A 21,371-nucleotide genomic window follows, 5' to 3' on the forward strand; every position below is an offset into this window, starting at 1 on the left:
CCATCGTATTGGCGGCTAATATTAATATTAGCCGCCAATACGATGGAGGATTAACAAATATTACTTGGATACTAATATTTTACCGGTAGAAAGCAGGTGTCCGTTTTGCACTAAGCGGTAGAAGTAGATGCCGTTTGTCCAGTCCTCAATACTGAGTTGCAGGTTGCCGGTTTGAGATACTGCTTGGCGATAGACACGTTTGCCCGTTGTGTTGTATATTTCTAAATCTGCCAATGTTTTGTCTGGCAGACGATACTGTATCTGTAATTGTGTGGCGGCGGGATTAGGTGCAATGCTAATTAAACTGGAATTTGCCTCTCTGGTTTTAAACTGTATGGGCATTCCTTCCGTCAGGTCTTCGGGCAGCGGGGGCAGTTCTACCAATATGTCTTCGCCGTAAGCTAAATAGCGTAGTACTTTGGCACTCATTGCCGAGGTAGTCTGACTTTGAGCAATCTGACTTAACAGGGCATCTTCTTCAGGGCTGAATTGGGTGTAGCTTCGGTTGGTTTGTGCCAACGCTATCTGCAAAGACAATAACTCACGGAAATATTGATTGTCCAATCCCGTCTGTGGCAGAGTGTTACATATACTGTCTGCTTTGCTATACTGCCCTTGCTGCATAGACAGTGCAATTTTCATGCGTTTTGCAGTTTGAGTGTTAACACTTTCCAACAGCGACATGGCTTCAGCAGTATCGGAGGTTTCGGCCATATAATGCCAGAATTTTTGTACCAACAAACGGTCTGCCTGTTTTTCGTCTGTCATTTCGGCTATCTCTTCTTTGGGTATTTCCTGCCAGGTTTCACAATCTACGGTTTCACCGGCACTCCAACACGGCACCAAAGTTACCACCCCGCCTGCGGCATTGCTGACACTGGGAGTTAGTGGGGATATTGGCCGGTGTACATAATCGAAATTGTCGTTTATCACCGAGCGGATATCTACCAAAGTAGAGTTGATAAAGAGGTTGTCAGCGGGTTCATCAACTAATGGTGGCAAAAAATAACACTCCCCCTGATCGTCTAGTTCACCTGCAACCGGGGTAGTGCTATCATCAATCAGATATATGGCAACATATTGTTCATAAAATTGGTTGCAATAGATATAAGTGCCATCGTTGTCGCCAATCATCCAGGCGCCGAGAAAATTGTCGGTAAAAATGTTTTCGTGGGCGATATTTGTTTCGTGGTCACTGTTCATAATGACCAAACCTGCCGTTACATGACTGATGTCGTCGTTATAGATATTGAAGCGTGACTGCACGGAGGCTATGCCATAGGAAGGCGAGCTGTATCCAAAGCCCGTGATGGTGTTTTGACTGGTTACAAGACGGTTGCCGAGTGTTTGGGCGGCAAAGACACAATTGGTAAACGTATTTGAATTTAAGAAAGTGGACAACAGGGTAAAAGTAAAGGTGCCGGCAGACGACATGCCGACCGCACAGTCGGAAAAATCATTGTTGTTAAAAACCCAACTTGATATTTCAAAACCCCTTGCGCCAAACTTGGAAGTGGTAAAATTGTTTCCGTTCAAGACTAAGCGATGGTAGTCTTCGCCATAAATACCTGCTTCGGAATCGAAAAATGTTGTACCCGAGAGAACATTGAAGGGATATAAAACTAAAGGTGCTCCCCAAAACTTAACCGTATTTATGTAGGTAACGGCTGAGGGAATGGGGGTGTTTGTGTTTACATACCAACTCAAATTAACACCCTGAAAACATTCGAATATATAACCCTCGTCTAACTGAATAACCCCTCCGGCAGTATTGACAGCCGATGCGGAATTGGTGCTTGGTTTCAACAATAACGGCGTAAGCGTTGGGCAGTTTGTATCAAAAGGATCGTCGCATAACAGATAAGGATGGGTTTGTAGTTCATCGGCTATATTGGCAATATCTATCATGGGCACAAACATGCCGGCAATGCCGATCAGGGCACTTTGCAATTTCAGGTCATCACAAATATACCCTTCCAATTTACCGTAATTGGGCAACGCATCGGGCATAATCGCCCGTAAAACAGTCTTTCCGGGTCCCAAAACCCTGATGCCCTGCCACATGCTGCAAACAGGTTTCAACTCAACCCCTTTATTGAAGGTCAAAACAGCACCTTGCTCTACGATTATTCTTCCGCGAGGGCCGAAGTTTATATTTAATCCGGTACCGCTTGAGCCGGTAAATCCCATAACAATATGGATGCCTCTCGGAATAATGATATCGGTATTGACCAAAAATGGAACGGCAGTACCACCAAAAACTGTTTTCAATTCATTGCTTGCATCTGTCCATGTGCCCGAAACGGTTACGGTATAGGCCATATTGTCATAAACGAGTGATAGCCCCGATGAATTCTGGTCTATGCGAAACGCGGTTTCATGCAAACAGCATTGAAAATCTTCTTGAGACAATATTTCCGTGATTTCAAGCGGCGGCTCCGGTGGTTCGGGGCAACAATCTGCTGGAGCATTTATTTTAATTATAACAAAATCATCAATACAATTACTGCTGGTTTCGTGTTCAAAAACGGCATAGTTGGGGTTGTTTGCCAATGAACGGATAAGCCTGTACCAGGTTGGTTGAACTGGGTAAACGGTTATTTCGGGTTGAGTTTCAGACATTGGTAGCCATGTAAAGCCGTAATTGGTCGAATATTCCCAAGTAAACTGCAAATCGGTCATAAGGTCGCAATGCCACCCTATAGCAATTCCGTTTTCAGCCTGTTCGCAGGAAGCATTTATTTCTGTATTTATATCCATAAAGTCATCTTCTATCAGGTGAACTTGGTCAATATAAGCAAAAATCAATTCGTGGCAGTCGTCTTGTTGCGGGTAAATGTATAGTGTGTTCCAAGTTTTTTCGGGAGTGAAGCATTGGAATACTTTTTGCCAGTTGGTGATGGTTATACTGGTTTCATGTAGCACGTTTTCAAAGTTCGCAGGGTCTGGCTGTAAGTAATGATCGGTGTTCCACGTAATTTCGTCCCAATTAGTAAGTTTGATGTACATATTATCCAATTCGTTGGTAAAGGGTCCTGAATATCCGGCATAAGTTCCTACACATTCTCCCGGTGGCATTAAAAACTCAGATCCGTCACCAACAAAATCACCACCTCCCGGATCACAATACAACAATATTCTCCTTAAATAGCTCATTATATATGGCGTTCCGCTCTGTAAATCTACCTCTGCCATAATGCCTTCACCCCGTTGGCAACATTCTGCCGGTTCGTCCACTTCGTTATCGGTTGCCCACATTCTTATCTGTGTATCGTCCGTTGGAGTATCATTCACATCACTAAAATCGGGAGAACCATAAATATTTCTCCATCCCGGAAAGTTGTAACAAGTAGTAGGGGGGGTAGTTGCAAATTTCATTTGCTCCCAAGACAAACAATCATAATCATTTATACTGGCTGCAACAATACATGAAGGCGGAATAACTAACTCCGGATTGCAAAGCAACATACAATTAGCTGCCGGAGTACAATAGTCATCCGGCCATGTGCCTTGGGCTAAGAGGTGGTTTACCCCCCCCCCCATTAAAAATTAAACTAATGCAAACAATCGCTACAAAGCGGAAAAACGGGTTTTGGTTTGTTTTCATACAAAAATAAAAGTTTTGGTTTAAAATTCTGCATCATCTTAAGTTTATCTTTCTCTCAGGAAAGAGTTTATCTGGTGCCTTACTTATATTATTCCTTTTCACAGAAAAAAATCAGCTTAAAATCGCACTTTTTTTCATTTTTTTTGAAAAAAGTTTTTTTTAACATCAAATGCCTGTTTTTGTTAACGAAAAATAATTTACCTGGGTTGCCTGAAACCGGATCTGTCGGGGATATATTGTACCCCCCAATAATGCTTGTCAACGGTCTCAGACGGAATATGGGTTGGGGATTTTTATTTCATAAAAAGCACTTGCCCACTTTGGCGGTTGGGGAGCTTCTCTTTCTTGTACAGGCAACAGGGCAGATTCTCTTGTTTCGGTTACAGGTGGCGGAAGAGCATCCTGATCGAAACTTTTGAGTGAAACGGACTTATCACTCACCACCAATAAAAATCCGAGCATGGCATTTGGGTAATTATAGTGCTTGATAAAGGCATCCTGCACAAAGTTTATCCATTCTGTACGTCCGCCACCGGGCAGGGGTACGGAAGCATAAACCGTAGCTCCCGGAAATAACGTAACGGAGGTTTCCGACAAAGTATCGGTAAACACATCGAACAGTTGCCCCAGATAAACCAAAGAACAAAAAAACACCTTAAAAGACGAAGGATTGGTCAGGGCAATTTTTAAGGCACCCGAAGGCAGTTTGGTCAGGCTTTCTTTGGGAGGCACCTGGGCGTAGTTAACGACACCCCTGTTTTTGGGATCGAAAACAACCGGCTGTTCGTTTCCCGAAGAGGTTTTGAAATAAACTTTGAGGGTGATGTCTTTAGGAGAAATAAACGCTGAGGGAGCGTCGTTTTGAAAACCCTTGATATAATTCCATCGGGCAATATGCTTTAAATAGCTGAAAACCGCATGTGCCGATGCCTCGTTAAAACCTTCAACCTGCCGGGCAACGGGTAGTTTATGGGCATTGTAAACCAACTCATATTGGTTGTTTTTAGCAATAATCCGGTAAGCATTCAGGATATTTCCGCGGTTGGTTGCAAAAACGTTGGCGTGATGCAGTCCTTGTTTATGCTTGTTATAGTATTGGGCAAGTTGTTGCACTCCCGAATTTTCACCGGACATGGTAAAAAGCAAAGGTACGGAAAACAGGTTTCTGACAACGGCCGGGTAGGTTTTGGATTTATCCAATCCGGAGCTGCTTTCAAATTTAAGGTTGGAATGACTGGCAAATACTTCAGAAATTTGTGCCGATGCGAGCACTGTTTTACTTTCTGCATCGAGAATATCCACTTTTACCTTATCGAGGCCAAAGGTCAGGATTCCGTGAATAGCCCCAAGCCCTAATTGCCAAACAGTCTTGTAAGGGTGATAATTGACACTGCCCTGAACAGGTTCTCCTTCTACCAATCCGCCCAAAAAACGCTGATACAAAACAGCAGGAGACTGGTTCAACGGGGTTTGCTTGTTCTGTTCCACCGCATAAATTTGCGGAATTTGCCGTACAGAATTTCCGTCGGCATCCTGATACCAAACATCTGAAACAGACATCAGCCGGTTATACAAATCCTGATAGGTGATATTGCCGGAAGATTGTTGCAGCACCTCGATCAGTTTGCCGGTAAAAACACTGCCTTCTTCAAAGGCAAAAGCCAACTGATTGGCTTCACAAGCAGCAAAATGAATATGATCGCCCTGTGGCAACACCTTATCTAATGATGACGCAGCAAGTGCCTGTGCTTCGGTTATTTCATTGGCAAAGATATACTCATGCCATTTTCGCTGACCAAAACGTTGACCCGATTTCGATTGGTTCGGCAATTGCTTCACCATTGCGCGGTTTCCACGGGTAATATCACCCGAATGACAACAATCGGTAATCACTACTACATGCGGTTTTTGTCCCGAAATCTTCTTAATCAGATACCGCAACTCTTTATCGGCCAAACCATTCACGTTAAAAAAGTCATGGCAAACTAATGTTTCGATGGCCTCATCTGTTTCTGTTTGCTTAAAAGCAGCATGAGCTCCTTCCAGAGTACCATGTCCTGAAAAATAAAACAGGGCGACATCGCCTTCCCCTGCCTGCCCTAAATGTTGTAAAAAGGCGTTGACAATTGCATTTTTTGTAGCCTGTGAATCTGTCAGCATTTTTACTTTCAGCGTTGCCCTTGTGCGGGCAGATGCTTCTTCAAGAAAAGTTTTTATATTGTTGGCATCATTCACACAACCGGACAGCGCAGAAGATGTTTGATACTGATTGATGCCGACCAATAAGGCATAGATGGTTTTAGCCATAGCTGTAATTAATTAAGAAAAGACAAAGCCGTGAAAGATAGAAACGGGGGCTTTCGGTAATGGGTAAAGTTAGCATTTTATTGTTCAATTGATACGGGTATTAAATTGCCAAAAAAATATAAAAGGTAAATTCAGTATAAAACCGGCGTAATTTGTCTTTCTTTTTAAAAAAAATGAATTTTTTATCCCGATAATGAGTTACAAAAAAAGAAGAACAACTAAATTGGCTGATCAATATTTTTAACCAAACCCGTAACCCATGGAATGGTGGAATGCCTTAGATTTTCAGATGCAGTTTTTCTGGACTGTATCAATAATTGGTACTGTCTTGTTTGTGATTCAACTGGCACTTAATTTTCTTGGACACGATTTTGGCGCTGATGATATCACCACAGACTTTGAACTGACCGCCGAATTTGGTATTTTTTCTTTGCGCAGCCTGCTGGCCTTTGCCACATTATTCGGTTGGACGGGCATTGTCCTGCTCAACGAGGGTTATTCGCTTCCGGTGGTCATACTTTCCTCACTTATTGCCGGCGGGGTAGCCATGTTTTCGGTAGCCTATCTTTTTTTTCTGTTTTTGAAAATGCAGCATAAGGGCAGTGTATTCGACCCCTACGCCACCTTGGGGCAAGTGGCCGATGTTTACCTCACAATTCCGGCCGATATGAAGGGAATGGGTAAAATCCATATCACTATCGAAGGGAGTTTTAAAGAGTTGGATGCAGTAAGCGCGGAACTCCATCCCATTGCAACCGGCCAAAAAATCAGGATTATTGACATTAAATCGGACAATGTGGTGGTGGTTGAGCCGCTGCTGTCTCTCGAAGAATAATCTATTTATACATCAAATATCCACATTATGGAAGCACTTTTTTCAATTTTTGGTATCACCGCCCTACTACTGTTTGGCGTTTTGAGTTTTCTGATTTCACGCTACAAACGCTGTCCATCCGACAAAATTCTGGTGATTTACGGAAAAACCGGAGGCAACCATGCATCCCGTTGTATCCATGGAGGGGCGGCATTTATCATTCCGGTTTTTCAGGATTATGCCTTTTTAGACCTTACCCCCCTTTCCATAGATGTTGACTTGAAAAGTGCCCTGAGCAAGCAAAACATACGGGTAGATGTGCCTTCCCGTTTTACGGTGGGGGTCTCTAAAGAAACCGGAGTGATGGAAAACGCCGCCGACCGCCTGCTGCATCTGAACATGGATACTGTCAGGTCTTTGGCTCATGATATTATTGTCGGGCAAATGCGTTTGGTGATTGCTACCATGCAGATTGAAGAAATCAATGCCGACCGCGACAAATTTGTTTCTTACGTTTTTTCCAACGTGGGGATAGAGTTGAAAAAAATAGGGCTCGACCTGATCAATGTTAATGTTACCGACATTAAAGACGAATCGGGTTATATCACGGCCCTGGGGCGTGAAGCTGCCGCTCAGGCCATTAATGAAGCCAAAAAAATAGTGGCAGAAAAAAACAGGGATGGCGCTATTGGGGAAGCCAACGCCAAACAGGATGAACGGGTAAAAGTGGCAGATGCCGAATCAAAGGCTAAGGTGGGGGAGGCAGAAGCCAATGCAGAAATGATTAAAGGGCAAAACCTGACAAAAATTGCCATTGCCAACTCGGAGGCCGAGAGGCGGGAAAGGGAAGCGGAAGCTCAGCGCAGAGCCAGTATTGCCGAGAATGTGCAGGCGGCAGAAGCCCTTGAAGCGACCTATATTGCCCAACAAAAAGCAGAGTTAGCCCGTATCGAATTAGAAAAAACCACTTTGAGCGCCAACGAATTGGTTCAGGCGGATATTGACAAACAAAAAATTCAAATAGAAGCAGAAGCTCATGCCGAACAAATCCGCCGTCTTGCACAGGGTGAAGCCGATGGTATTCTGGCAAAAAGACGCGCCGAAGCTTTAGGTTTGTATGAAATTTTGAGCAAACAAGCCGAGGGGTTTGCCAAAATAATTGAAGCAGCAGGAAACAATTCACAGGATGCCGTGCTGATGATGATTACCGACAAACTGCCCGAACTGGTCAAAACTCAGGTGGAGGCCATTAAAAACATTAAGATAGACAAAGTTACCGTTTGGGATAACGGCGGCGGAGAATCTGACGGCAATGCGACTTCCAAATTTGTGTCGGGACTTTATAAATCCATCCCCCCTTTACAAGATTTGTTCAAAATGGCCGGCATGAACCTGCCTACTTATCTCGGTGAAAGTGCGGAAACCGGCAAAAAGGAAACGGAAAAGTAAGCCATCGTCTTTTCAGTTTTAACAAGAGTTGTAGTTTCTACTGTTATTGTCAAACATAAAACACAGCACTGCCCGATGTTGGTCAATGCTGTGTTTTTACTTTGCAGTCAGTTATTTAACCAGCTTCAACATTTAAGGAAGGGCTAACAGATTTTGACAAAGTACGGCAACATTGGGAATATTGCTGTTAACAGAAGCATTGCTCTCCCCCCTCCTGTAATCCCTAAACTTAAACCTTAATACCTAAACTCACCTCAAAGGATGTATATTTGTGCTTTCATATTTAGCAGACAGTAACTGTGTTCGCCATTGGTGTGTTAAACTGTTAAGTCTGAAACTGATGCTTTTAACCTGAAGCCCCTGTTACCAACTGCCCCTAAAAAAGACTCCATGACTGCCACAAAACGCTACTTAGTTACTGCTGCCCTGCCCTATGCCAACGGGCCTCTTCATATCGGACATCTTACAGGTGCCTATATTCCTGCCGATATTTATGTTCGATACCTCCGGCTGACCGGTGAAGATATTGTGTTTGTTTGCGGCTCGGACGAGCATGGCGCAGCAATTACCATCCGCGCCAAACAGGAAGGAATTACCCCGCGCCAGATTATTGACAAATATCACGAAATCAACAAAAAGGCTTTTGAGCAAATCGGCATCTCTTTTGACATTTACCACCGCACCTCCGACCCGCTGCATCACCAAACCTCGCAGGCAGTTTTTAAACAACTGTTCGACCAGGGGGTGTTTACCGAAGTCAGTGCCGAACAATATTTCGACGAAGAATTTCAGCAGTTTTTAGCCGACCGTTATATCGTTGGAACTTGTCCTAAATGCTATAACCCCAATGCCTATGGCGACCAATGCGAAAAATGCGGCAGCAGCCTCAGCCCTACCGAGCTGATTGAACCCCGTTCGACCCTTAGCGGCAAACCTCCGGTTCTGAAACCAACCACTCATTGGAACCTGCCCATGAACCGGTATGAAACCTGGGTAAAAAACTGGATCGAAGACATCCAACTTAAAGAACCCTGGAAAAAACACGTTATAGGCCAATGCCGCTCATGGATTGAGCAAGGACTTCAGGAGCGCGCCATGACCCGCGATCTGGATTGGGGTGTGCCTGTTCCTCTGCCGGATGCAGACGGCAAGGTGCTGTATGTTTGGTTAGATGCCCCTATCGGTTATATTTCTGCCACCAAAGCCCTGTTGCCCGAAAAGTGGCAAACTTACTGGCAGGACGACCAAACCAAATTAGTCCATTTTATCGGGAAAGATAATATTGTGTTTCACTGCATCATCTTTCCGATTATTTTACATGCCTTAGGCAATTATACCCTTCCTCTGAACATACCGGCCAATCAGTTTATGAATCTGGAAGGTGAAAAAATGTCCACCTCGCGCAACTATGCCGTTTGGCTTCACGAATATCTCCACGATTTTCCGGATAAGGAAGATGTGCTGCGTTTTGTGCTGACCGCCAACATGCCCGAGCAAAAAGACAGCGATTTTAGCTGGTCAGATTTTCAGGCAAGAAATAACAATGAACTGGTAGCAATACTCGGAAATTTAGTCAACCGTGTTCTGGTACTGATTCATAAATATTACAACGGTATTTTACCCCAGATTTCTCAGGAAGCCAAACAGGCCATACATGCTCAGTCCGCAGAGGTGTATCAGGTTTTGCAACATGCCCCCGGACAACTGCACACCTATATTCACCAATATGAGTTCCGCAACGCCCTCAACGTGGTGTTGGATATGGCCCGCACCGGAAACAAGTTTTTAACCGACACCGAACCCTGGAAACTATACAAAATACATCCTGAACAAACGGCTGCCGTTTTGGAAACCTGCCTGACTTTAATTGCCTGGCTGGGAGTGTTTTGCGAGCCATTTTTACCATTTACCGCCGCCAAAATCTGCCGCCTGATAAACCTGAATGAGGCAGACAAACAGGCTGTTTTGCAGGGCACTTACCGCGTGTCGGCCGGAAAAACAGTAAACCCGCCCGAACTGTTGTTTGAAAAAATAGAAGATGCCGCCATTCAAACCCAGACAGACCGGTTAGCCCGTGCTAAGAACGGGGTTCAACAAGGTTCCGGCACAGAGCATCAGGAAACAACCACTGCCGGAGAAACAGAAACGGGAAATGTGGTGCCTTTGAAAGACCTGATTCAATACGATGACTTTGCCAGATTAGATTTTCGAATTGCGACGGTGAAGTCTGCAGAAAAAGTGCCCAAAGCCGATAAACTGCTGAAACTAACCCTCGACCTCGGATTTGAAGAGCGAACAGTAGTATCAGGAATTGCCGAACATTATCAACCTGATGAAGTAGTAGGGCGGCAAATTCTCTTATTGGCAAACCTCGCCCCCCGAAAACTGCGCGGAATTGAAAGCAACGGCATGATTTTGATGGCTGATAGTGGGGGAAAACTGATTTTTGTTTCACCGGCGGAAACTGCCATAAACGGAAGTACGGTAAATTAGCAAAACGTTATTGGGGTGGATTGGTAAATAAATGTGTATAACCATAAAGTGAAAGTAGGCGATTAGTCATTGAAAACTAATTCCAAAAATCAGGTAAATGATTACCAACCTGTATCAGACACCATGAGCGACAACCGGCAACATCATATATTGGACACCCCAATTGAGTACCTGAAAGGCGTTGGCCCTAAACGGGGAGATGTGTTGCGCAAAGAGGCGGAAATATTTACCTTTGGCGACCTGCTGGAATATTATCCCTTCCGCTATATTGACAAAACCGAGCTACATACCATAGCCAATATCACCCCCGAACAAACCACCGTTCAGTTGAGAGGGGTACTGACCAACCTTCAAACTACCGGCGACCAACGTGCCAAGCGACTAACCGCCTTGTTTAATGACGGAACCGGCAGCATCGAACTGGTATGGTTTCAAAACGTCTCTTACCAACGCGCTGCTCTAAAAGAAGAGAAAGCCTATTTGGTTTTTGGAAAACCTGTGTTTAAGTATGGCAGAATCAGCATCGTGCATCCTGAAATGCAGGCTGCTGATGAAGAGGCAGACTTTGACAGCCGCCTGGAACCGGTGTATAACAGTTCCGAAAAAATGAAAAAAAACGGACTGACCAGCCGGGGGATTTATAAACTAATGCAGGTGCTGTTTGAAAAACTCCACCTTTTCGATGTGCCCGAAATTTTACCGCCTTTTATCCTTGATCAATACCGGCTCGCCGGCCGATTCGATGCGCTGAAAAACATACATCTGCCATCTGAAACCAATCAGGTTGCTCAGGCGCGCCTCCGTTTGATTTTCGACGAGTTCTTTTTTATTCAATCAAGGCTGCTTCAGCGTAAAAACAACCGCAAAACAGTGTCCCAGGGGTTTGTTTTTTCCGAAATCGGGCATTATTTCAACACATTTTACCACCAATACCTGCCCTTTGAATTAACCGGCGCTCAAAAACGGGTGGTCAAGGAAATCCGGAAAGACACCCTTACCGGTCATCAGATGAACCGGTTGGTACAGGGAGATGTGGGCAGCGGTAAAACGGTGGTAGCTCTTCTGACCGCTTTAATTGCCATGGACAACGGGTTTCAGGCCTGCATGATGGCCCCCACCGAAATTTTGGCACAGCAGCACTTTAACAACATGACCGCTTTGTTAAAAGACACAGACGTTAACATTGAATTGCTGACCGGCTCGGTAAAAGGGAAACAACGCCGCACCCTGCTCGAAAACCTTGAACTTGGGAGGATACATATTCTAATCGGTACTCATGCCCTGATTGAAAACACCGTAGTTTTTCAAAATCTCGGTTTGGTCATCATTGACGAACAACACCGGTTTGGAGTCGCTCAGCGAGCAAGCCTTTGGGAAAAAGCACAAGACAAATATCCGCATATCTTGGTCATGACCGCTACCCCGATTCCCCGAACACTGGCAATGACCGTTTATGGCGACCTCGATGTTTCCGTCATAGACGAACTGCCGCCCGGCCGCAAACCCATCATTACCCGTCATGCCACAGACAAACACCGGCTGGAAATCTTTGAGTTTATGCGCAAACAAATTGCCGAAGGAAGGCAGGTGTATGTTGTCTATCCCCTCATTCACGAATCGGAAGCCCTCGATTACAAAGACCTTATGGACGGATATGAAAGCATCAGCCGCGCTTTCCCGATGCCGGACTATCAACTGAGCATTGTTCACGGAAAAATGAGTGCGCAAGACAAAGAATACGAGATGCAGCGCTTCAAACAGGGAATTACCCATATCATGGTTGCCACCACTGTTATCGAAGTCGGGGTTGATATTCCCAATGCCTCGGTCATGATCATCGAAAGTGCCGAAAGATTCGGGCTTTCTCAGCTCCACCAGTTGCGCGGACGGGTAGGAAGGGGCGGAAGCCAATCTTATTGCATTTTGGTAACCGGACATAAAATGACCAAGGAAGGTAAAGTGCGTATGAATACCATGGTCGAAACATCGGACGGGTTTAAAATTGCTGAAGTGGATTTAAAACTTCGCGGCCCCGGCGACATAGAAGGTACTCAGCAAAGCGGTATTCTCAATCTGAAATTAGCCGATATTGTTCGTGACTCTAAAATTCTTCAGGCTGCAAGAGATGCTGCCACACAACTCATTCAAAAAGACCCCAACCTGAACTTCCCGGAACACAGACCTCTAAAACAGTATTTAGAAGCGCAAAGCAAAAATACACGAAGCCGGTGGAGTAAAATTTCTTAAAAAGTACCGGTTTGAATGACAGGGTAACCAAATTCCTCAGTACCTGATTTTCCTTTGTTTAAGCGTGTTTGGCGGGTACGGGAATCCTGAACCGGCATATACGTAACCAGCATCCTTTCTTATCTAACCACCTTGTCAACAATGGGTTGGAAAGAATTTTCAGAATGTTATAAGTCTATGTCAAAGTGCCAAGACAGTTCAAGCACTTTCAGCAGACCTTTGCCGTCATTCATTTTATTTTTGACATAGCCATTAAAAACTGAAAATCCGTATTAGCTGCATTCAGTAGGGTGGTCAATTTCCAACAACATTATTTCCGAGCTTTATTATTATTATTAATTGGTACTATAAGAATTTCTAAAATTTTCATATTAAAAAAGTGCCTATAATTAAAGCAATTATTCAAAATTTATCAAGTAAGGTTTCTACAACGGAAGGTAGGAGTCTGAATGAAAGCTTGTGTTGCCTAAACTTTTTTGCATTACTCACCTCTGTAAAATGCTTAATGGCTTTTTCCTCAATTTCTGTTTCTAACATGATCAGTTTTTCTTTCCAGGTAGGTTTCCATTCATCATACCAATGCTTCAAACCCAAATCTAACAGACTGATGCGAATAATGTAGTAATGGATATTGGGGTTATTATTAATGTAGTTGAGTTGAGACGTTTTTACATAAAACGGAACGGTATCTGCTCCTTCTTTTATAGATTTAATAGTGGTTTTAACATCAAAATAGAATGTTCGCTCAGTATAGTCGAATAAAATATCATATTCAGGAGTACTTTTTGCTGTATATTCTACCTTAGCCCCTGGATATTGATTTTTTAAATAGGTATATACCAACATTTCTCCAATATACCCAATTAAACCATTAGGGGTTGAACGGTCTTCTTTTTCTAAGTATTTCATGATTTCATCCAGGTTTTCATATATTTTTTTCAGCATTTCATCGGATTTGATATTTTCCAATAAGCTTTGTGCAGTTTTTTTATCCATGTTTGGTGGAACATCAATATCTCCTTTTCCTATATTGGTGCCAATACCTATACTAGGTATAGTAGAAGTTTCACCGCTACCTGTAACAATAACAGGATTAGGGGAGTTAGTTTCATCTTGGGGTTTGTAAAACCTGCGTACTAATTTAACCAATACATTTCCATCATTGGGGAATAAATCGGTTTCTTTGTCCATTAAAAATTTCACAACATCTTCTTGATGTGGATAGATATAAATATTGTACAGGTCTTTACCGTTTAATCGTTGGGCATTCCCTTTGTTGTGTACCTGCTCGTATAAAATGGAACTGCCAGCTTGCAAGATGTAGGTAAATGGTATTTCGTTGGTGCTAATGTATATATGGTAGTCTTTGGCATCTTCTTCTTTCCACTTTTGGTAATGGTGGTTTTCCCACTCATTTTTTTCTGCTTCCTTTTCGGCAAAACTGGTGTTTAGAGTAAGCTTAGTGCCTAAATGGACTTTTATGTTGTTGGTATAACTGTAGTAGGTGGCATCAATTATAGCATATTGCTTTCGGGCCTTGTCAAGGGCTTCTATCCATATCTTTTCGGGGTGGTCAACAAGTTTTTCGTCTATATAAGCAGGGTTTTTGCTTGTATTTCGGAGGTAGATTGTAAGTATTGAAAGACTATCTGGCTTATCGAGATACATAGCCAATTGGTAATCATTTCCCTTCCTTGTAATATAGTCGGCAAGAAGTTTTTGTAGGGTGTAATAACGATAGCTGTTTCGCTCTATGTTGTTGTGCCAATCTTGTCGGCTTGACCAAAGCAGGGTATTATCGGCAAAATAGGAGATTGCTTTAAGTTGATTTAAATGAGTTTCATCAGTGTGGTCATTATCGCGCAAATGTCGGCGTATGGTTAGTATAACAGATGAAGCAGTATGCAAACCTGCTTGTATTAAAAAGTTGCTTTTATCGTCAATTTTTCCTTCTTTAAGCCATGTTCTTATATTATCAGGTACTTTTTCGATTTCTAACAATAGTGCTGTATCTGGAGTTTCAATGCAAAGGCGGGGATTGAACCATGTATTAGGCAATGGATAATCTGGATAAAATGACAGTTTTTTCTCAAAAACATTGCTCAATACCATTATTTCATTGAGATGAGAAAATTTTTCGATGGAGGGTTTATATGCATCTTGGCTTAGCTGTCCACTTAAGCTCTGTGTGTAAGCCCAAATAAAACAAACTTGTTCGCTGTTTGTATAGGTTATAACAGTTTTAAGTTGGTTAGCTATTTGGTTTATCGGAAATTTTCTGGTTTCGAATAGCTTATTGTAACGATCGTAGCCTACTCCAGCAGTACTCAACATTTTTTTAACTTTTTCCACAGTTTCACCCTCCTCCTGATATTCCGGCAACAAAAGCGAAAGTTTAAACTGTGCGCTTTGTCCTTGAGCATGTTCTACGTACACATTGTTATTATAGATATAGTGCGATAAGGGTTTCCCATCAATACGTATTTTTTCTCTGAACTGCTCTACCCAATTATCCTGCGAGAAATGGGAAATAACTTTTGCAGTGAGTACAGGTATGGTGGTTTGGGATGAGGATATTTCTATGTTTTCTAACCTGCTCAGGTATAATTCCTGAATATCATGGCTCCTTTTTATAATTACTTCAATAAAATCATGAGGCGCTCCATAAGTATTGATTAGGTCTCTGGCAAAATTGTCATCTTCACGAAGCAGTTGGTCATCGTGCTCATAAATTGGAAGTAATTCTTTTGGCAACAGGTAGTATTTGGGAGTAATGTTTCCACCTAATTGTTTGTGGAGATAGCTGTTCAACGGCTGATTTTGTGAGTGGTATTGTTTGTTTTTTCCTCGCGAGCTGATGGTATATTCTTCATCGGGATTGGGCTGTAAAATGAAAGCACTTAGGAAGCTACTGCCAGATTGGATTTTGTCCAATATCTTGAGTTGAGTGAGTGAAACAGTAAAACTGTTTACCGTCCAATGGTCAATTATGTCAGCATTTTTTATGTGTAGCAATTCGGCAAACCCGATGCCGGCAAGCAGGGTTATATCAGTAAATTGGCAAACCTGTAAATCGGTACAGATCTGAATAAAATCGCTCAAATCAGCAAATTCAGATTCTGTAAGCCGAGACATTAACGGATTAAAATATACCTCCCCCATCGGATGGATTTGCCTGTCTTGGCAACGAATCCATGAGTAATCATTGGGTATAGAGGTTTCATTGGCATTTCGTGCTTTTGCAGTTTGATGCAGTTTGTTCAAATCGGTTATAACTTTTTCATAACATTGGGTGAAACGAGGCAACACCTGCACGTTCCAGTCTTGCAACAGGTTCTGCCATATTTCGTGGGGTTGCATTAGAAGGCTGTCTAACTCGGGTATATCTTCGGAGGCTTTGAGGCTGTAATTTTCCAGAATACCGCTTGGGGCAATACCGGCACTGTTTTTGATTAGTTTGGATAAAGGTCTTTTCTGTTCGGAACAATTTTCAAACAACACTAATTTTGTGCGCAAATGAGGCTTGGCTTCCTGTATGTACAATAAAGTTTTGAGGATTTGGTGCTTGCTATTTCGGGTAAAATTTTTGTCGGGTAAAGAAAGAATATCGCCCAAAAACCATTCATAGTATTTATCAAGTAATTGAAAAAGTTGGTGTAAATGAGTGGCGTGGAATAGCTCAGCACCGCCATGCACAATGCCAGCTTGGTCTAATACTAAAGCCAGCTTTACAAAAGGCGGGTACAGAAAAACGATAGTTTCGTGATTTAAAATTTCATCAGGTGTTAATATACTATTATCAGTACAACGAATAAAGGGAAGGTTTTGAATCTTGGGATATTCTTTAGCTTTTTTTTGTATTTCCTTTAACAAACTAACATATTCCTTATCAGACAGGGAAAGTAACCATTTTTCTAATCTATTGCGTTCGGCTTTGTTGAGTAATTTTAGTATAGAAATGCGTTTAACTTTCAAATGCTCTTCAACTAAATCATAGTAATCTTCCAATGAGGGGTCTAACCAATCCCAATCGGTAATTCCTAATTTTTTGGGTGATACTGTAAAAGGAGTATCATTTATACGCGTGTCGTCAGATTTGTCAGCATATCCTTTACTCGTGAGTAAGTTGCAGTTAAGTGTTTGTATCAGGTTTTCAAAAAAGAGTATGCGTATTTCGTTACCTTTCGGCAAATTAGACGTAACTGTTGCCAATAAGCATTTGGTAAAGGAAAGTAGTTCATCTCTTTGGTTGTTTTTGCGAAGATTTACAATGTATTCTTGAATACCTTTGCTGATTTCTAGTAGTGCTTTTTTGCTTTGAGGACGGTCTAACTGAATATCTTGACGTGCAGAATCAATTTCGTAGGCAGCCGAATGGATAATAAACTTTAGCCCGAAATTAGTTTTTGTAATAGGGAAGAATTGGTAAAAGTTGTAAAGTTGTTGTTGGTTGTTAAGTGGGTTGTTGAGGTATAAAAGGCGGGTGAGGCAATCTCGTCCATCTCTTTTTACAAAGGGCAGCCCGTTTGCTTCTAAAAAATCTGGCTTTTCAATCTGTTTGCCATTAATAAAAACTCGTTTTAAATTTTTCAAAAACGCCAAAGAAGAAGCAATACCGATTTGTAGGTTGCCCTCTTCTAAGAGTTGATTAAGTGATTTGGCATGGCCTTGACCTAAAGGTAGATATAATAAAGTGCCGTTCTGAAAACTAAAGCCGTTAAAATGTTTCCCTCGTTCATTCAAAAAAGTTACACAGTTTTGTAGTTCTTTCTTTGAAAACAACACAATATTGTTGCCAGCAATAGTACTTCTACTTTCTTCCAAAGTTGCCGGATAGTAAGTGAAAATAGTTTTGGTTAATAAGGGAGCATTGCTATTGCAATCTTCGGTAAAGCTTATTTTTTCGCCTCCCCAATTTTTAAATACTTCCCATTTGTTTAAATCGGACCATGAAAATAAAATGGGCGCTTTGTTTTCGTCAATAATGGCAATTTGTAACTCTTTTTCAGTTGTCTTTATTTCCTCTTTTTGTATTTTTTCCAAGGGTATTAAAAGGTCATACATCAGTTTTGAACCTTGGCCATACTTGCCTATACTTTCAGGGTCCTCGTATTTTTCGCTTTTGTTTTTGGCAAGAAAATTTAGCAGCTGCCCTTTGCGTTCTTTGCTACCAAAGGTATCGGTATAAAAAGGCCTGCCATTGTTGATAACTGCCATTTGGTCTTTATCAAAAACAAAATATATTCTATCGGCTTCTGAATCATCAGCATTTTGCAAAAATTCAAAGAAAATCTGTGCATTGGTTTTTATTGCAAAATTAGAAATTGTGCCCACTAATTGATCGACATTAGCCTCTACTCCGTATAGCTCTTTTAACCACTTATCTTCCGCAGATCCTAATTTATCCGGTAGATATGAGATATAAGATTTCAGATATTGTTCAATATTGCGTACTTTCATAAAAAAGTATATTTATTAGAATAATTACTTTTTGCGCAGAAGGATTCGAAACTCTACTCGCTTCGATTTGACTGTATCTGGCTTTGATTGTGTTAAGTTACCTTTACTGTCTAACATACGTGAAAAAGAATATCCACAGGATATAGAATTCATCTTAATAAATTGCACAAAACTTTTACTAAAATTACCATCATTTTCTAACTTATTTATTATATATTTCTGCACCTCCAAAGCTCGATTACTAGATAGATTTAGGTTAAAAAGATAACTACCAACTTGGTTTGTATGACCCTCTATTCGTACTTCGCTGATTTCAAATTTAGCATCTTTTTGTTTGCTTTCTTTATAAAATTTTTGTAACTCGCCATAAAAGATTGGAATAAACACATCTATAGCTTTTAATATTTTGGGTTGGGGATTGGCATCACCGTCTAAAAACAAAGCACTTTTTACATTATCAGTGGCAAAACGTATGGTAGCATTGTCGGCTACGCTGACCATACTTCGAATGCTTGATGATTCTAACTTGTTTTTAAATACAGTTGCCAATTCGTGATATTTCGCTTGTTCCAATTCCGTGTCTCGCTGAAACAGGGCTAAAGACACGACAATGAATATGACCATAAACCCCGAAAACAAATCGGCAAAACTTATCCAAACATTGTGTTCATCGGGTTGGTTGCGGGTAAACATGTTGTAGTAGGGTTTTTATCATTGGTGGTTGGCAGATTGTTGAAGGGTGTGTAACAGACGGTCTATTTTATCGGTCATATTGGCAATGGCATTTGTGCGGTCTTGCATTTGCTTCATTTCATCTTCCTGCAATCTCCAATTATCATACAACTGACGGGTATTTTCAAGCAATTCTTCTAATAAGGTAAATTGCTTTTGTAGCTGTTCTGTTATTGCTGAATTGCTATGACTAGCATTGCTATATTGGTCAACAGCATCTTTAAATTTTTGACTGCTTTCTTCTAATGCTGTTTGGGCACGTTGTTGTAATTCCGCTATTTTTTCAAATGTTTTACTCAGATTTTCTGTATTGTTTTTCAGGATTTCCCCTATTTTTTCCTGAATATTAGCATCTATAATGCCTAATGTATTTTCTAAATTGGTGTAGCTATTTTTTAAATTGTTTATTTGGTTTTCAGAAGTAGTTTTAAATTCTGTAGCTATCTTTTCTTGGAGTTCCAGTGCTGCAATAGTATTATCTTTAATGCTGTCTCCAAATGTTTTGACAACTGCTTCTACCAGTTCTTTAGATTTTGTTAATTCTTCTGTCATATACACTCTCAAAGTAGTTGTTAGCTTTACAAACTCATCATTTATTGTCTTAGCTTGCTCTTTGGTTAGACTTAGAGTTTGATCACCCATAATTTTAATATATGCTTCAAGACTTACTTTCAAATCATTAATCATTTCTCCCAATTGCTCCCGCATATATTCTCCGGCAGTAGTCATTACCCCTAATAGGTCTTTTAATTTTTGCAGTTGTTCGAAAGTTGTTTCCTTTATTGTATGACGAACAGACATTAACGCTTCATTTACATCATGACTAAAGTTGCGTAATAATCCATTGTCGGAAATTAATCTTTCTTTGACATCATGTATTAGCTCATTATTATTTTCTTGTAATTCTACCATATCCCACAAAAGTTGTTGTGGATTTTTTTTCATATACTCTTCATTCAATTCTATCTGCTCTTCCAAAGTAATCCGGTATTTAATTATGGAACTCCAAATAATACTCGCCAAAATGCCTATAAGAGAAAATAAAAATTTGTTTGACAATTGACGTACAATTTCCGATAGATCTCCGCCGAGTTTAAAATCTTTCAGTACCCACCATAAGACCCCGAATGAAAAGAACACGCCTGTTGAAGTACAAAAAGTGGGAATATAACTAACAAGAGTACTCCTTATCGAATGCCTTTTGAAGACTAAATAATAAGGTACAGCAAAACATATAATTATAACAATAGGAGACAAAAACAAAGTGATTAAATCCATGCCAAAAATTTAATTTAGTTGTATCTATCAACTTTAAGTTAAAAAAATCTCACAAGATAACAAAAAGTACTTAACTTTATTTTGTTACTATAAAAATAAAATGGCACAAGCCTCAATACTTAAGTATGCACAATTTAGAAAAACTAAACATAAAGCAATTTTTGATTAAATTAACCTGAATTATGATTAAGTGTAAAATGGTATTAGTGTTTTGTTTTTATTGTAAATTGAAGTGATTTTTAGATTTTCCTTAGGAAGTGTTAAAATCACCTACTGACATTGAACTATTGTTCCTCTGCATCAAACCATCTAACCTCTGCAATGAACCATCGCACCCTTGCATTGAACCAAATCGCCCCTGAATTGAACCGTTGCATCCCTGCAATGAACCATTGCATCCCTGCAATGAACCGTTGTGCCTCGGCATTGAACCATTGCGACTATGTTTAGAGACGTTGTGCCCTTGCATTGAACCATATCGCCCCTGCAAAGAACTATTGCGCCTCTGCATTGACTGATTGCACCTCTGCAATGAACCAATGTACCCCTGCAATAAACCATTGCACCCCTTGTTTTTTGCCCCGAACAGCGTTTAAATGGGGTAATCAGGCAACTTTTTGTTCATCACGTTCGCAAGTTAAAGGCGGGCAAACAGACGGTAACCAAAAATCCGGTTAATGCAAATTACCCTGTTATACCTAACCCTAAACAACACAAAATACCCGGATAAATACTTTTTGGAAATAACAACACTTCCAATTCAGATATATGGCAGGTCGGTCATTGGCTTCATATTGCCGACAACCAACAGTCTGTTTGTTCTTAAAACCTGACCTGAATAGCTCGCCTTCTTGCCTGATAGCAGCAGAAAAAGTAAACCGCCGGGTAATTTTACAAAACCGGCAGTTTCAAAAAATTTATCCGGCATTGTAATCCTGCCGTTTGTTTTTTTGCGATGAGTGTGGGTACAGGGGATATTTCCCA

At 41.2% G+C, this 21,371-nt stretch carries 10 protein-coding genes; 4 read left to right on the forward strand and 6 right to left on the reverse strand.

Going from position 1 to position 21,371, the window contains the following annotated elements; translation table 11 throughout:
- Positions 1–60 precede the first annotated feature (60 nt).
- Both IPM47_04755 and IPM47_04760 read right to left on the reverse strand, forming a co-directional pair.
- The gene (locus tag IPM47_04755; protein ID QQS30263.1) at positions 61–3,543 is read right to left on the reverse strand and encodes a T9SS type A sorting domain-containing protein; all 3,483 of its coding nucleotides are present in this window, start codon (positions 3,541–3,543) and stop codon (positions 61–63) included.
- Between the two features lie 331 nt (positions 3,544–3,874).
- The gene (locus IPM47_04760; protein QQS30264.1) at positions 3,875–5,914 is read right to left on the reverse strand and encodes a caspase family protein; all 2,040 of its coding nucleotides are present in this window, start codon (positions 5,912–5,914) and stop codon (positions 3,875–3,877) included.
- A 259-nt stretch (positions 5,915–6,173) separates the two neighbouring features.
- On the opposite strand from IPM47_04760, the gene IPM47_04765 reads away from it, so the two are divergent.
- The 4 genes from IPM47_04765 (at position 6,174) to recG (ending at position 12,917) form a co-directional block, all read left to right on the forward strand.
- On the forward strand, positions 6,174–6,749 hold the full coding sequence (locus IPM47_04765) for an NfeD family protein (GenBank protein ID QQS30265.1): 576 nt from the start codon (positions 6,174–6,176) through the stop codon (positions 6,747–6,749).
- Positions 6,750–6,776: 27 nt separating this feature from the next.
- Positions 6,777–8,177 (forward strand): flotillin family protein, encoded by a 1,401-nt coding sequence (locus IPM47_04770; GenBank protein QQS30266.1) that lies wholly within the window; start codon positions 6,777–6,779, stop codon positions 8,175–8,177.
- 390 nt (positions 8,178–8,567) lie between these two features.
- Positions 8,568–10,670 (forward strand): methionine--tRNA ligase, encoded by a 2,103-nt coding sequence (gene metG, locus IPM47_04775; protein QQS30267.1) that lies wholly within the window; start codon positions 8,568–8,570, stop codon positions 10,668–10,670.
- Positions 10,671–10,793: 123 nt separating this feature from the next.
- Entirely contained in the window at positions 10,794–12,917 is a 2,124-nt protein-coding gene (recG, locus tag IPM47_04780; protein ID QQS31384.1) for an ATP-dependent DNA helicase RecG, read from the forward strand.
- A 402-nt stretch (positions 12,918–13,319) separates the two neighbouring features.
- Here recG and IPM47_04785 read toward each other — a convergent pair whose 3' ends face one another.
- The 4 genes from IPM47_04785 to IPM47_04800 all read right to left on the reverse strand — a co-directional run bounded on the left by IPM47_04785 (position 13,320) and on the right by IPM47_04800 (position 21,315).
- Complete coding sequence (locus tag IPM47_04785; GenBank protein ID QQS30268.1) at positions 13,320–18,377, reverse strand: hypothetical protein; 5,058 nt, start codon at positions 18,375–18,377, stop codon at positions 13,320–13,322.
- A 24-nt stretch (positions 18,378–18,401) separates the two neighbouring features.
- A complete protein-coding gene (locus tag IPM47_04790) occupies positions 18,402–19,070 on the reverse strand; it encodes an OmpA family protein (GenBank protein ID QQS30269.1) in 669 nt (222 codons plus the stop codon).
- Between the two features lie 18 nt (positions 19,071–19,088).
- Positions 19,089–20,387 (reverse strand): hypothetical protein, encoded by a 1,299-nt coding sequence (locus tag IPM47_04795; GenBank protein QQS30270.1) that lies wholly within the window; start codon positions 20,385–20,387, stop codon positions 19,089–19,091.
- A 760-nt stretch (positions 20,388–21,147) separates the two neighbouring features.
- Complete coding sequence (locus IPM47_04800) at positions 21,148–21,315, reverse strand: hypothetical protein (protein ID QQS30271.1); 168 nt, start codon at positions 21,313–21,315, stop codon at positions 21,148–21,150.
- Positions 21,316–21,371: the final 56 nt, after the last annotated feature.

The organism is Sphingobacteriales bacterium (assembly GCA_016700115.1).
Lineage (GTDB): Bacteria > Bacteroidota > Bacteroidia > Chitinophagales > UBA2359 > UBA2359.

Coding starts and splice junctions, on each gene's coding strand:
- IPM47_04755 (QQS30263.1), bottom strand. CDS start 3,543: ATGGGGGGGGGGGTAAACCACCTCTTAGCCCAAGGCACATGGCCGGAT.
- IPM47_04760 (QQS30264.1), bottom strand. CDS start 5,914: ATGGCTAAAACCATCTATGCCTTATTGGTCGGCATCAATCAGTATCAA.
- IPM47_04765 (QQS30265.1), top strand. CDS start 6,174: ATGGAATGGTGGAATGCCTTAGATTTTCAGATGCAGTTTTTCTGGACT.
- IPM47_04770 (QQS30266.1), top strand. CDS start 6,777: ATGGAAGCACTTTTTTCAATTTTTGGTATCACCGCCCTACTACTGTTT.
- metG (QQS30267.1), top strand. CDS start 8,568: ATGACTGCCACAAAACGCTACTTAGTTACTGCTGCCCTGCCCTATGCC.
- recG (QQS31384.1), top strand. CDS start 10,794: ATGAGCGACAACCGGCAACATCATATATTGGACACCCCAATTGAGTAC.
- IPM47_04785 (QQS30268.1), bottom strand. CDS start 18,377: ATGAAAGTACGCAATATTGAACAATATCTGAAATCTTATATCTCATAT.
- IPM47_04790 (QQS30269.1), bottom strand. CDS start 19,070: ATGTTTACCCGCAACCAACCCGATGAACACAATGTTTGGATAAGTTTT.
- IPM47_04795 (QQS30270.1), bottom strand. CDS start 20,387: ATGGATTTAATCACTTTGTTTTTGTCTCCTATTGTTATAATTATATGT.
- IPM47_04800 (QQS30271.1), bottom strand. CDS start 21,315: ATGCCGGATAAATTTTTTGAAACTGCCGGTTTTGTAAAATTACCCGGC.